Source organism: Xanthomonas sp. SHU 308 (assembly GCF_000364645.1).
GTDB lineage: Bacteria > Pseudomonadota > Gammaproteobacteria > Xanthomonadales > Xanthomonadaceae > Xanthomonas_A > Xanthomonas_A sontii.
The window spans coordinates 1-12226 of the sequence record NZ_AQOK01000066.1; the positions used below are offsets into that span (position 1 = coordinate 1).

The window sequence follows — 12226 nt, forward strand, 5'->3', positions numbered from 1 at the left end:
CGAGGGGCGCGGCCGCACTGCGTTGCGGGACGTCGGCGGCCGCTGCCGGTGCAGGCAGCGCGTCCGGCGCCGGGACGCCGGGCGTTGCCGCGCGAGCGACTGCGTTGGAAGCTCTCTCGGCGTCGACGCCTGCGTCCCCCGGGACGGTATCGGGCGATGCCCGCGCTTCGTCGAACACCGCCATGCCGATCACGCCGACGTTGCGCGGACGTCCGGTGCGTGCCGCATAGCTGTCCTCCAGGTCGGTGAACACGAACTGCGCCACGTCCTCGGACGATTTGCGCCACCCGGCGATCTCGGTTTGTTGCCACGGCGCCAGCACATAGCCGCGCTGGTCGCTGGCCGCGGTCTGGCCACTGACCGCGTTGACGCCGTCCACCGACAGCACCACCAGCACCCGTGCCCCGGTCAGGTTGGTCAGGCGTAGCGCGTAGCGGTGGCCGGGCGTGGCGGCGATCCAGCGCTCGCCGCGCCAGGCATGCGCGGGCAGCGGATCGTCGCCGGCATCGCGATCGATCACCTGCAACTGCACCGCCGGCGCCGAGGCCGGTGGCGAAGGCCATGGACGGAAGCCGCACAGCCCGCCGATGCACAGCATGGCGAAGGCGAGGACGGCGAGGGAACGGCGGGGCAGGGACGGAGCAGGAACGTGCATCGCGGCGACTCCAGGACGGGGACGCCGGATTGAACGCACCACGCGCCGGAACGGGGTTGTCGCGCAGCGGGTAAACTCGCCGGGTTTCCTCCTGACCGTCCATTCCGCATGACCACCCGCGTTCTCACCGGCATCACCACCTCCGGCACGCCGCACCTCGGCAACTACGTCGGCGCCATCCGCCCCGCGCTGCAGGCCAGCCGGCGTCCCGGCATCGAGAGCTTCTTCTTCCTGGCCGATCTGCACAGCCTGATCAAGGCGCAGGACCCGGCGCGGACCCAGCGCTCGACCCTGGAGATCGCGGCGACCTGGCTGGCGGCGGGGCTGGATCCGGCGCAGGTGTGGTTCTATCGCCAGTCGGACGTGCCGGAGACCAACGAGCTGACCTGGTTCCTGACCTGCGTTGCCGGCAAGGGCATCCTCAACCGCGCGCATGCCTACAAGGCGGCGGTGGACAAGAACCGCGCCGACGGTGAGGACGACGATGCCGGGGTCACCGCCGGCCTGTTCATGTATCCGGTGCTGATGGCCGCCGACATCCTGCTGTTCAAGGCGCAGCAGGTGCCGGTGGGCCGCGACCAGATCCAGCACATCGAGATGGCGCGCGATTTCGCGCAGCGCTTCAACCACGTCTACGGCCGCGAGCACTTCGTGCTGCCCGATGCGCTGATCGACGAGCAGGTGGCGACGCTGCCAGGGCTGGACGGGCGCAAGATGAGCAAGAGCTACGACAACACCATTCCGCTGTTCGCCCCGCGAGAGGAGCTGAAGAAGCGGGTGTTCGCCATCGTCACCGATTCGCGCGCGCCGGGCGAGCCGAAGGAGATCGAGGGCTCTGCGCTGTTCCAGCTGTACCAGGCCTTCGCCAGCACCGAGGAGACGGCCGCGTTCGCGCAGGCGTTCGCCGCCGGCATTGGCTGGGGCGAGGCCAAGCAGCAGCTGTTCGAGCGCATCGATGCCGAGATCGCGCCGATGCGCGTGCGCTACGAAGCGCTGATGGCGCGTCCGCAGGACATCGAGGCGATCCTGCGCGACAACGCGCAGCGCCTGCGCGAACGCTATGCGATCCCGTTCCTGGCCGAGTTGCGGCACGCGGTGGGCCTGCGCGACCTGTCGGCGCAGGCCGATGGCGCCACCGCAGCGGCGGCGGCCAAGCAGGCGCTGCCGAGCTTCAAGCAGTACCGCGAGGCCGACGGCCAGTTCTACTTCAAGCTGCTCGATGGCGAGGGCGTGCTGCTGTTGCAGAGCGGCGGCTTCGCCTCGCCGCGCGACGCCGGGCAGACCATCGCCGCGCTCAAGCAGGCCGCACAGGCCGAGGCGCTGCAGGCGGCGCCGGTGACCCTGGAAGCAGCGGCCGAGACGGTGCTGGCGGCGCTGGCGCGGCTGCGCGAGGCGGGCTGAGCGCTCGCGCGGCGGTCCGTCGTAGAAGCGGCTCCGACAGGGCGGCACTAAGCCTTGTCGAAGGATTGCATTGTGGGAGGGACTTCAGTCCCGACGACGGAGGGTGTCAGGCGGCGTTCGGCTTCGCTTGTCGCGGCTGCATGACGGTCGACTCCTACAGACAAATGACGCGTTCCATCGCGCCATCCGAAGCGCGTGTGTTTGCCGGCCGCATGCAGTCGGGACTGAAGTCCCTCCCACAATGGGCTGTCGGGTCTCCGGCGTTTCCGTTATTCGTCCTCATCCGGCCCTTGCCGCACGGCACTGGCAGCATCCTCCATACCGCCTAGAATGGAGGTTCGCCCGCCACGCCTTTGCGCCATGCCACGCGATCCCAGCATCCATCTCGTCGATACCGGCTTCCAGCGCGCGCAGTTCGATGCCGCCTACCTGATCGTTGAGAACGGGCGCGGCGCCTTCGTCGACTGCGGCACCAGCCATGCCGTGCCGTTGCTGCTGGACGCCCTGGCGCAGGCCGGTCTGGCGCCGGCCGACGTGGACTGGCTGATCCTCACCCACGTGCACCTGGACCATGCCGGCGGTGCGGGTGCGCTGCTGCAGCACCTGCCGAACGCACGCCTGCTGGTGCATCCGCGCGGTGCGCCGCACATGACCGATCCGGCGCGGCTGATCGCCGGCGCCACCGCGGTGTACGGCGAGGCGGAGATGGCGCGCAGCTACGGCAGCATCGTGCCGGTACCGGCGGAGCGCGTGGTGGTGGCCGAGGACGGCCATCGCCTGTCGCTGGCCGGGCGCGAGCTGTTGTGCATCGACACCCCCGGGCACGCCCGCCATCACCTGTGCGTGTGGGACGCACGCAGCCGCAGCTGGTTCAGTGGCGACACCTTCGGCCTGTCCTACCGCGAACTGGACAGCACGCGCGGTGCGTTCGCGATCCCGACCTCGTCGCCGGTGCAGTTCGAGCCGGAAGCGATGCAGGCCTCGATCCAGCGCATGCTCGGCTACGCGCCGCAGACGCTGTATCTGACCCACTACGGCCCGGTGGAGAGCGCCGAGACGCTGGCGGCGGAACTGCTGGAGCAACTGGAGGCGATGGTGGCGATCGCGCGCGGCTGCGACGGCCGCTCCGACCGTCATCGTTGCCTGGTCGCGGCGCTGACCGCGCTGTATCTGGAGCGGGCGCGCCTGCATGGCTGTCCGCTGGACGATGCCGGCGTGGAGCGCGTGCTGCACATGGACATCGAGCTCAATGCGCAGGGCCTGGCCTGCTGGCTGGATCGTCCCGCGCGCTGAACGGCGGCCGGCTTCGCCCACGCGAAGGCGTCGCCGTGCTGTCTCGGCACGACGCCATTCTCTACACTGTGCGGCCCGCTTGTTGCCAGGTCGTGACCGTGAACCCGATGCGCATGTTGCTGCTGTCCGCTTCCCTGTTCATGGGAGGTGCGGCACAGGCGGCCAACGATGCGCTGGCCGGCGACGCGGGCGGCGACGCCGATGCCTTGGAGCGGCATGCCTTGCCGGCGAACAGCGATTCCTCCGAGGCCCGTGGTCCGGCGATGCCGGGCTGAGCGACGCCGGCCGAGCGAGATGCGAGTGCCATCAGAGCACGTTGGCTGCGCAGTGCCAGGGCCGTTGGCCGGCGACACGCGCGGTTGCGCTGGGTGCGCGGGAGAAGGAGATCTTCGCGGGTGGCGCAAGGCCACGCGTAGGAGCAGCTTCAGCCGCGACGGAGCGTGACCGGCAATGCCTGTCGCGGTTGAAGCCGCTCCTGCGAGAGAACAACGCGGTGTTCGGCAAGGCTGCGAAAAGCGCGCGCTAGAAGCGGCCTGAAGCCGTTTCTACCGTGCCAGGTGCGTGCGGGTGCCGCAGGCGACCATGCCGCACTGCTCAGGCAGTGGTGTCGATCAATCCGCCGACGATGCCCTGATTGAGCAGGTCGCCGGTGACCGTGCCGCTGAGGCTGGGATCGGACTGCAGCAGCGACGATAGCTGCGGGGTCAGGCCCTGGCTGCTGAAGACGCCGGAGGCGCTGTACAGGCCCGGGGTCGACGGCGGCGCGGTGATGGTGCCGAGCAGGCCCTGGTCGTACGTCTGCGTGGCCTGGTCGAGGGTGGGATACGGCCCGGTGCCGGTCGAGGTCGACGGGCCGGTGGACGAGGTCGACGCGCCGGCGGTCGAGGTGGAGGTGCCGGCAGACGAGGTCGAGGCCGCATCGCTCGGGCCGGCGCTGACGATGCTGTTGAACAGCCCGGCCGCGTTGTAGGTCAGGCCCGTGTCGGCTGGGGTGGTTCCCGCGAGGCCGCCGAGGCTGAAGATCACCGAGGCCTCGCCGGACAATTCCACCGCCTGCTGCACCGCGGCCGGATCGGTGCTGGCCACGATCGGGTTGCCGGCTTGAGCCGAACCGCTGGAGGCGCTCGCTGCGGAAAAGCCATAGGGCGACGTGCCATAAGGCGTGACGGTGCCGAGCGGCGACAGTGCGGTATCGATGGCCATGGCAGTGCGCAGCGAGCAGGTGTGTGTGCGTACACATACGCCCGTGCGGCTGAACCGTCTCTTAGGTTTTTCGGGGGCTGCGGAGCGCCGGAGCGGGCTGCAGTTGCGCTGTCATGGACATCGGCTGATCGGTGGAAACTTCAGGGGTCAGAACTGCATGGAGCAGCACACTCCTCGCGCGAGGCCGATCTCGTTTCTTCGGCCAGAGCGCGGCGCGGGTCTGCCATGCGCAGTGGCGGCAGCTGACGCGACCTGGTTGAGATCCTTCATCTGCTGCGCGCTGCTGGTCTGGCTGTTGGCGCGCCCACGCGGACCTGCAGCGCCGCGGCCTGGTGATGACGGTGGAGCGCCGGGCGCCGCTGGCGGTGGCTGCGGTGCTGGTGTGGATGCCCGTGCGGCACCCGACGCATCGTCGCGCCAGCGGCTCATCACTGCCTCGTCGCGCCGACGCGACCTCGAGGCAGTCGACGCTTTCAGCGCGATGGGCGGCGTGGCTTGGCGGGTTTGCAGGGATACCGTTTGGCCAGGGCTTGCACGACCAGGTCGCTGGCGCGCTCGTCCAGGCGCGCGTCGGGCAGCGCGCCGAGATCGGCGACCAGGGCCTGCACATCCGGTGGACCGGACTGGCCGGCCGGTCGGCACCATCGCGCGCCCTCGCTGCCGGCCGCGATGCCGAGCATGTAGGCGGCCGCCGTGCGCGAGGACACCATGACCCGCAGTTCCTGCGGTTGCTGCGGACCCAGGTCGTCTGCCAGCGAGCCGTCCAGCGGGGCTTCCAGCAACTGATGTCCGTTCAAGTCCCAGGGTCCGGCAGGCGGGCGTGCCGCGCTGTTGCTGCCCAGCGCCGCCAGCAGGGGCAGCGCGAGCCAGGTGCGGTGTGATGTCATCCACGACTCCTTTCTAGACGAGTGGTCTGCACGCCGCGGCGGTGCGCCGCGCGCGGGCGATAGGGCTTGCGCACAGACCAGGTGCTCTAGAATAGCGCCCCTGCTGTCTCTGGCGCCGTCCGATGCCTTCTGCTCCTGTCGCCGCTGCGCCTGCGCGCGGCGGCTTCGTCGTTCTCGCCCTGTTCCTGGTCTATGTCGTCTGGGGCTCGACCTATCTGGCGATCCGCTTCGCCCTGGAAGGCGGCGCGCCGCCGTTGAGCGTGGTCTCCGGCACGCGCTTCGTGATCGCCGGCAGCGTGCTGTACGCGGTGCTGCGCTGGCGCGGGGTGGCCGCGCCCACGCGCGCGCAGTGGCGGCCGCTGGCCACGCTCGGCGCGCTGATGCTGGTCTGCGGCAATGGCCTGGTGGTGCTGGCCGAGCGACAGGTGTCCTCGGGGCTGGCGGCGGTGGCGGTGGCCTCGGTGCCGCTGTGGATGGCGCTGTTCGGCACGTTGCGCGGCCACCACGCCAGCCGCGGCGAATGGTTGGGCATCGTGGTCGGCTTCGCCGGCGTGGTGTGGCTCAACGCCGGCAGCAGCCTCAATGCCAGCCCGCTGGGCCTGGTGCTGCTGTTGATCGCGCCGGTCGGCTGGGCGTTCGGCTCGGTGTGGTCGCGCGGGCGCGATCTGCCGATGCCGTTCATGGCCGCCGCGGGGCAGATGCTGTGCGGCGGGGTGATGCTGGTGGCGATCGGCCTGCTCAGCGGCGAACGCCTGCATACCCTGCCAAGCGCACAGGGGATGCTGGCGGTGGCCTACCTGTGCGTGTTCGGCTCGATCGTCGCCTTCACCGCCTACGTGTGGCTGCTGCAGAACGTACGCCCGGCGCTGGCCGGCAGCTATGCCTACGTCAATCCGGTGATCGCGGTGGCGCTGGGCAGTTGGCTCGGCAGCGAACGCTTCAGCGCCAGCGATTTCGGTGCGATGGCGGTGATCCTGGCCGGCGTGGTGGTGATCACCGTGGCGAGGACCCGGCGATGACCGCGGTCGCCGCGCAGGAGGCCCGGCGCGGCCTGTGGATCACCGCGGCGACCTTCGCGCTGTGGGGCGTGGTGCCGGTGTACTGGCACCTGCTGCAGGCGGTGCCGTCGCCGCACATCATCGCCCACCGCATCGTCTGGAGCACGCTGCTGGTGGTGGCCTGGCTGGTGTACAGCGCACGCCTGCAGTGGTGGCGGCGCATTGCCGCGCAGCCGCGCGCGCTGGCCACGCTGGCGCTGAGCAGCGTGGCGATCGCCTTCAACTGGGGCCTGTACATCTGGGCGGTCAATGCCGGCCACGTGATCGAGACCAGCCTGGGCTACTTCATCAATCCGCTGGTCAACGTGCTGCTCGGCGTGCTGGTGCTGCATGAGCGGCTGCGCCCGTTGCAGTGGCTGGCGGTGGCCTGCGCCGCGCTCGGCGTGGCCTGGCTGACCGTCGACGCCGGTACGCTGCCGTGGATCGCGCTAGGCCTGGCCGGCTCGTTCGGGCTGTACGGCCTGCTGCGCAAGCTGGTGCAGGTGGATGCGGTGGCCGGGCTGGGGGTGGAGAGCCTGTACCTGTTCCTGCCGGCGCTGGGCTTCGTGCTGTGGGGCGAGGCCGGCCACGGCGGCGGCTTCGTCGGCGGCTGGGGCTGGCGCAACGACCTGCTGCTGGCATTCGGCGGCGTGGTGACCGCGGTGCCGCTGATCGGTTTCGCCTACGGCGTGCGACGCATCCCGCTGTCGCTGGTGGGGCTGCTGCAATACATCGCGCCAAGCCTGCAGCTGCTGCTGGGCGTGTGGTTCTTCCGCGAGCCGTTCGACGCGGGCAAGGCGATCGGCTTTGCTGCTATCTGGATCGGGTTGCTGTTGTTCGCCGGTGAGAGTCTGTGGCGGTCGGGCGTGTGGCGGCGAGCGGGGATGACCAGCCATTCGGCTGTGAAAAGCGGGGAGTAGGGATTCGGGATTGGCAAGAGCCGGCGCCGTTCCCTGAAAGTGGCAGATCGCCAGCGCAGTCGCTGTTACGAATCCCCAATCCCGACTCCCTAATCCCGACTCAGCCGCGGCTACCGCTCGCGGCCGGCTCACCGGTCAGCTGCAGCTCGGGATCCGCGCGTGGCGGCAGCGGCTGCGGGCAGCGGCCGCCGTGGCTCGGCGACGGCAGGTCGGCGAACCAGTCCTCCACGGTCGGCGCCAGCAGATCCAGCCGCATCGGCAGGCTCAGGTGGTTCTCGTCGGGCATCTCCAGGTAGTGCGCGCGCGGGGCGTCCAGCGCCAGCAGGCGGCCGTGCGCCACCGGGATGTGCTGGTCGGCGCTGCCGTGCAGCAGCAGCACGCAGGCCGGTGCGGCGCGCGCGGCGGCGGTGACGTCGACCTGGTCCAGGTTCAGCGCCAGGCGCTGGTTGGCGTTGGCGATCACCGCGTCCAGGTTCTGCCCGCCGTAGCGCCAGCGCGCCAGGTCCATCGCCGCGCTGGCCATCCAGCCGCGCGGGCGGCTGGCGAGCATGTGCGGGATCATGTCGCGGATGCCGCGGCCGGCGTTGGCGAAGGATTCCATCGCGACCACGCCGTCGACCTGGTCGCCGAGCTTCTGCGCGGCGAACAGCGCGGTGGCCGCGCCGTAGGACACGCCGAACAGGTACACCGGACCCTGCACCTCGCCGCTGGCGCGCAGGGCGCGGATCACCGCGACCACGTCGTCGGACTCGCGGGTGCCGTAGCCGGCCGGGCCGCCGCCGGAGCGGCCGTGGTTGCGCAGGTCGATGCTGATGCTGCGGTAGCCGGCCTGGGCCAGGTCCAGCGACCACGGCAGCAGCGAGTCGCCGTCCATCATCCAGCCGTGCAGCAGCACCACGGTGCCGCGCGGGGCCATGTGCGAGGCGGGCGCCGGGGTGCCCACGTCCATGGCGAAGTCGGCATGCTCGTGGCCGCTGGCGTCGCGGCCGGCATGCTCGTAGCGGTAGCGCATGTGGTAGTCGCCCGGGTCGATGGCGCGCCAGAAGATCGGGATGCCGCCCGGCACCACCACGTGGCCGCTGCGGTTGGGCAGGGTCGCCAGCAGGCTCTGGATGCGCTCCTCGTCCATCAGCGGCGACACGCCGCCCGGCGCGACCAGGCGGTCGCTGAGCGAGGTGGAGGAGCAGGCGCTCAGCCACAGGCTGGCGCAAAGGACGAGCAGCAGGCGCAGGCGCGAGGACATGGGCGTGGCGGCGTGGAACCAAATGGCCGCGCAGGCTAGCGCCTCGGTGGCGGCCGTTCTACCGCGTTTCGATGACGGAACGATGACGCGTCAGCCGTCATTGGGCCGGGCCGGGACAGCGGTCCCGGCCCGGCGCGTTCAGCCCCGGCGCTACAGCGCGCGCAGGGCGGTGGTGATCGGCAGCCGCGCCGCGCGCAGCGCCGGGAACAGGCCGCCGACCAGGCCGATGCCCAGCGCCCACTTCAGCCCGGTCCACAGCAGCGGCGGGGACACCTTGAACTGGAATACCACCTGGCTGAAGTTGCTGCCCAGGGTGGAGACGCTGTAGCCGTTGAAGATCGCCCAGGCGATCAGCCCGCCCAGCACGCCGCCGAGCAGCGCCAGCAGCATGGTCTCCAGCATCACCGCCACCACCACCGGCAGCCCGCGGAAGCCCAGTGCGCGCATCGTGGCGATCTCGCGGGCACGGGTGGCGACCGCCGCGTACATGGTGTTGAGCGCGCCGAACACCGCGCCGATCGCCATGATGGTGCCGATGAAGGTGCCCAGGATCTCCAGCACCTTGCTGAGGTTGCCGCCCTGCTTGCGGTAGTACTCGCGGGTGGTGAACACGTCCAGCTTCAGCCGCGGGTCGGCGTCCATCGCCGCCTTGAACTGGCGGAAGCCGTCCTGGCCCTGGGTGCGCACGCTGATCGACTGGTAGGCGCTGCGGTTGTAGGTGGTGGCCAGGGTCTGGGTGTCGGTCCACAGCTCCGAGTCGTGCGCGTCGCCGCTGGCGAACACGCCGACCACGGTCCAGGCCTGGTTGCCCAGGGTCAGGGTCTGGCCGAGCTGCAGGCCGCGGAACTGCGATTGCGCGCCCTTGCCGACCACGATCTCGCGCAGGCCCGGTTGGAAGCGACGGCCCTGCAGGAGCTTGACCTTGTCGTGCACCGCCCAGCCCTGCTCGCCGACGCCGCGGAACTGCGCATTGACGTCGGTGCCGTCGGACTTGGACTGCAGGTTCACCACCTGCGACAGTTCCGGCGAGACCAGCGGACGGTTGTCGGCGCCGCGCGCCACGCCGGCCAGGCTGGCGATCAAGGGCACCTGGTCGCGGGTGATGACCGAGTTGGTCTCGGCCTGCGAGCCGCCGCGCAGGACGATGGCGGTGGTGTCGTCGCCGGTGCTGTCCAGGGTCGCCTGGAAGCCCTGGCCCATCGCCAGCATCGCCACCAGCACGCCGACCACGCCGGCGATGCCGACCACGATCACCGAACTGGCGCCCCAACGCTGCGGCAGGCTGGCGATGCCGATGCGCGCGGCGGCGAGCGACAGCCGGCCGCTGCGGGTGACCAGCAGCAGCACGGCGAGCACCGCCACCAGCGCCAGCACCAGGAACCAGGGCAGGGCGATCCAGATTCCCAGGCCGAGCGCCAGCGCCGCGATCGCCAGGACATTCCATAACCATTGCATCTTCATTGCGTTGTTCCTCGGGTCTGCGTCGCCGTCCGTGGCATCGCTGTGCTGGAGAGAAGGGGCGGGCTCAGCGCCCGGCCAGGGCGTCGACGATCTTCAGCCGCTGCGCGCGCAGCGCCGGCAGCAGGCCGACCACCACGCCGATGACCAGCATCAGCGCCGCTCCGATCAGCCAGGTCTGCAGCGGCACCGCGTGCACCGGCAGCGCGCCACGGCTGGCGCTGGCCAGCACCGGGATCGCCGCCGCCGCCAGCGCCATGCCGAGCAGGCCGCCGAGTACGATCAGCAGCACCGACTCGACGATCACCAGGGCCAGCACGGTGCGGTCCTGGAAGCCCAGGGTCTTGAGCGTGGCCAGTTCCGGAATGCGTTCGCGCACCGCCTGCGCCATGGTGTTGCCGGTCAGCAGCACCAGGGTGAAGAACACCGCGCCCATGATCGAGGTGACGATCAGGCCGATGTCGGCGAACTGCTTGACGAAGGCCTGCTGGAACGCCGACTCGGTCTGCGACTTGGTCTCGTGATCGGAGTTGACCGACAGCGCATCGATCGCCTGCGCCACGCGCGAAGCGTGCTCGGGGTTGTCCAGCCGCACCGTGTACCAGCTGACCCGGCCCTTGATGTAGTCGTTGCTCTCGTCGAAGTATTTCCAGTTCATCATCAACTGGTTCTCCGCCTGCACGTTGGCGCGGTCCTTGGCGCGGAAGATCGCCTTCAGTTCCAGCGGCCAGTCGTTGCTGCCGCCGCGCGGGAAGATGGTGGCCTGCAGCGGGATCACGTCGCCGACCTTCCAGCCGTTCTTCTTCGCCAGCGCCTCGCCCACCGCCGCACCGGTGCGGGTGTCGCGGAACGCCTTGAGCTGCTCCGGCGGCATCTCGTATTCGCTGTACACGTCGAAGAAGTTCGGTGCCACCGAGAAGTTGGGGAAGAAGTCCTTGGGATCCTTGTAGATGCCGCCGAACCACATCGCATAGGTCACGTCGCGCACGCCCGGCACGCTGCGGATCTGCGCTTCCAGGCGCACCGGCAGCGACTGGGTGATCGACAGGCGCGAGGCCACGACCAGGCGGTTGACGCCTTCCACCGAGCCGCCGGCGGTGAACGCGACGCGCACCGAGTCGAGCAGGCCGAACAGCAGGAAGGCGACGATCACCGAGAACAGGGTCAGCACTGTCCGCGTCTTGCTGCGGAACAGTTGCGCCCAGATCAACGAAAAATACTTCATGGCATCGCCTCGCTCAGTGCGCGGCCGGCGCGTCGGCCAGCTCGCCCTTGTCCAGGTGCACGGTGTGGGTGGCGTACTCGGCGGCCTTGGGGTCGTGGGTGACCATGACGATGGTCTTGCCGTGGCTGCGGTTGAGTTCCTGCAGCAGGCCCAGCACGTCCTCGGCCGAACGCCGGTCGAGGTCGCCGGTGGGTTCGTCGCAGATCAGGAAGGTGGGGTCGGAGACGATGGCGCGGGCGATGGCCACGCGCTGCTGCTGGCCGCCGGACAGTTCGCTGGGCTTGTGGTTGCGGCGCTCGGCCAGGCCGACCAGGGTCAGCGCGATCTCGGCATTGCGCTTGCGCTGGGCGGCGCTGAGCGAGGTCAGCAGCAGCGGCAGTTCGACGTTCTTCTGCGCGGTGAGCATCGGCATCAGGTTGTAGAACTGGAACACGAAGCCGACGTGATGGCTGCGCCAGGTGGCGAGCTGGCCTCCGCTCATGCGGTCGATGCGCTGGCCTTCGATCTCGATCTCGCCGCCGCTGGGCGAATCCAGCCCGCCGATCAGGTTGAGCAGGGTGGTCTTGCCGGAGCCGGACGGACCCATCAGGGCGACGAAGTCGCCACGGGCGATATCCAGGTCGATGCCGTGCAGGACCTGGACTTTCTCGGGGCCGCGCTGGTAGGTCTTGGTGACGTTGCGCAGGGTGACGAGGGTGGACATGGTGGTGTTCCTGGCGGTGGACGAGGTGGAGGCGATGCGATCGCCGGTGGGCGAGGGGATTGCCGTTGCTTTTGCTTTTGATTTTGCTGTTGCAAGTGCAGCTGCAGCGGTTGTTGCTTTTGCTGTTGCTTCTGCCGTTGCTGTTGTTCTTGCTTTTGACTTGCCGGGTTCCCTTCCGAAGCGGCGGCCAGCGCGGGGAAA

General features: G+C 69.9%; 12 protein-coding genes and 1 pseudogene. 6 read left to right on the forward strand and 7 right to left on the reverse strand.

Annotation, left to right across the window (positions count from 1 at the left end):
• On the reverse strand, positions 1 to 655 hold a 655-nt coding region (locus D588_RS23880; RefSeq protein ID WP_051067821.1), incomplete at its 3' end, for a hypothetical protein.
• 108 nt (positions 656 to 763) lie between these two features.
• Here D588_RS23880 and D588_RS0103040 point away from each other — a divergent pair.
• From D588_RS0103040 to D588_RS28770, 3 genes and pseudogenes are all read left to right on the forward strand, one after another.
• On the forward strand, positions 764 to 2056 hold the full coding sequence (locus D588_RS0103040; protein WP_017914924.1) for a tryptophan--tRNA ligase: 1293 nt from the start codon (positions 764 to 766) through the stop codon (positions 2054 to 2056).
• Between the two features lie 360 nt (positions 2057 to 2416).
• The gene (locus tag D588_RS0103045) at positions 2417 to 3349 is read left to right on the forward strand and encodes an MBL fold metallo-hydrolase (RefSeq protein WP_017914925.1); all 933 of its coding nucleotides are present in this window, start codon (positions 2417 to 2419) and stop codon (positions 3347 to 3349) included.
• A gap of 107 nt (positions 3350 to 3456) precedes the next feature.
• Positions 3457 to 3567 (forward strand): annotated as a pseudogene (locus D588_RS28770) (peptidase); the annotation flags it as partial.
• A 376-nt stretch (positions 3568 to 3943) separates the two neighbouring features.
• Here the strand turns inward: D588_RS28770 and D588_RS0103055 are convergent.
• Both D588_RS0103055 and D588_RS0103060 read right to left on the reverse strand, forming a co-directional pair.
• A complete protein-coding gene (locus tag D588_RS0103055) occupies positions 3944 to 4552 on the reverse strand; it encodes a hypothetical protein (protein ID WP_017914927.1) in 609 nt (202 codons plus the stop codon).
• 473 nt (positions 4553 to 5025) lie between these two features.
• Complete coding sequence (locus D588_RS0103060) at positions 5026 to 5439, reverse strand: Rap1a/Tai family immunity protein (RefSeq protein WP_017914928.1); 414 nt, start codon at positions 5437 to 5439, stop codon at positions 5026 to 5028.
• Between the two features lie 122 nt (positions 5440 to 5561).
• Here D588_RS0103060 and yedA point away from each other — a divergent pair, with 122 nt between their 5' ends.
• Together yedA and rarD are read left to right on the forward strand one after the other, a co-directional pair.
• Positions 5562 to 6458 (forward strand): drug/metabolite exporter YedA, encoded by an 897-nt coding sequence (gene yedA / locus D588_RS0103065; protein WP_017914929.1) that lies wholly within the window; start codon positions 5562 to 5564, stop codon positions 6456 to 6458.
• A complete protein-coding gene (gene rarD / locus D588_RS0103070) occupies positions 6455 to 7396 on the forward strand; it encodes an EamA family transporter RarD (RefSeq protein WP_017914930.1) in 942 nt (313 codons plus the stop codon). Before yedA ends, rarD begins: the two co-directional genes overlap by 4 nt.
• 100 nt (positions 7397 to 7496) lie before the next feature.
• On the opposite strand, the gene D588_RS0103075 is transcribed toward rarD, so the two are convergent.
• The 4 genes from D588_RS0103075 to D588_RS0103090 all read right to left on the reverse strand — a co-directional run bounded on the left by D588_RS0103075 (position 7497) and on the right by D588_RS0103090 (position 12025).
• On the reverse strand, positions 7497 to 8639 hold the full coding sequence (locus D588_RS0103075) for an alpha/beta fold hydrolase (protein WP_017914931.1): 1143 nt from the start codon (positions 8637 to 8639) through the stop codon (positions 7497 to 7499).
• Positions 8640 to 8789: 150 nt separating this feature from the next.
• On the reverse strand, positions 8790 to 10100 hold the full coding sequence (locus tag D588_RS0103080; RefSeq protein WP_017913664.1) for an ABC transporter permease: 1311 nt from the start codon (positions 10098 to 10100) through the stop codon (positions 8790 to 8792).
• Positions 10101 to 10164: 64 nt separating this feature from the next.
• Positions 10165 to 11322 (reverse strand): FtsX-like permease family protein, encoded by a 1158-nt coding sequence (locus tag D588_RS0103085; protein WP_017914932.1) that lies wholly within the window; start codon positions 11320 to 11322, stop codon positions 10165 to 10167.
• Between the two features lie 13 nt (positions 11323 to 11335).
• Complete coding sequence (locus D588_RS0103090; protein ID WP_017908954.1) at positions 11336 to 12025, reverse strand: ABC transporter ATP-binding protein; 690 nt, start codon at positions 12023 to 12025, stop codon at positions 11336 to 11338.
• Between D588_RS0103090 and D588_RS27565 the strand changes: the two genes are divergently transcribed.
• The coding region (locus D588_RS27565; protein ID WP_157836404.1) for a hypothetical protein at positions 12024 to 12226 on the forward strand (203 nt) is incomplete at its 3' end. The two genes, D588_RS0103090 and D588_RS27565, sit on opposite strands and share 2 nt — an antisense overlap.

Bases quoted from the DNA above. Each gene is read 5' to 3' on its own strand.
- D588_RS0103090 (WP_017908954.1), bottom strand. From the start codon at position 12,025: ATGTCCACCCTCGTCACCCTGCGCAACGTCACCAAGACCTACCAGCGC.
- D588_RS0103080 (WP_017913664.1), bottom strand. From the start codon at position 10,100: ATGAAGATGCAATGGTTATGGAATGTCCTGGCGATCGCGGCGCTGGCG.
- D588_RS0103055 (WP_017914927.1), bottom strand. From the start codon at position 4,552: ATGGCCATCGATACCGCACTGTCGCCGCTCGGCACCGTCACGCCTTAT.
- D588_RS0103045 (WP_017914925.1), top strand. From the start codon at position 2,417: ATGCCACGCGATCCCAGCATCCATCTCGTCGATACCGGCTTCCAGCGC.
- D588_RS0103060 (WP_017914928.1), bottom strand. From the start codon at position 5,439: ATGACATCACACCGCACCTGGCTCGCGCTGCCCCTGCTGGCGGCGCTG.
- rarD (WP_017914930.1), top strand. From the start codon at position 6,455: ATGACCGCGGTCGCCGCGCAGGAGGCCCGGCGCGGCCTGTGGATCACC.
- yedA (WP_017914929.1), top strand. From the start codon at position 5,562: ATGCCTTCTGCTCCTGTCGCCGCTGCGCCTGCGCGCGGCGGCTTCGTC.
- D588_RS0103075 (WP_017914931.1), bottom strand. From the start codon at position 8,639: ATGTCCTCGCGCCTGCGCCTGCTGCTCGTCCTTTGCGCCAGCCTGTGG.
- D588_RS0103040 (WP_017914924.1), top strand. From the start codon at position 764: ATGACCACCCGCGTTCTCACCGGCATCACCACCTCCGGCACGCCGCAC.
- D588_RS0103085 (WP_017914932.1), bottom strand. From the start codon at position 11,322: ATGAAGTATTTTTCGTTGATCTGGGCGCAACTGTTCCGCAGCAAGACG.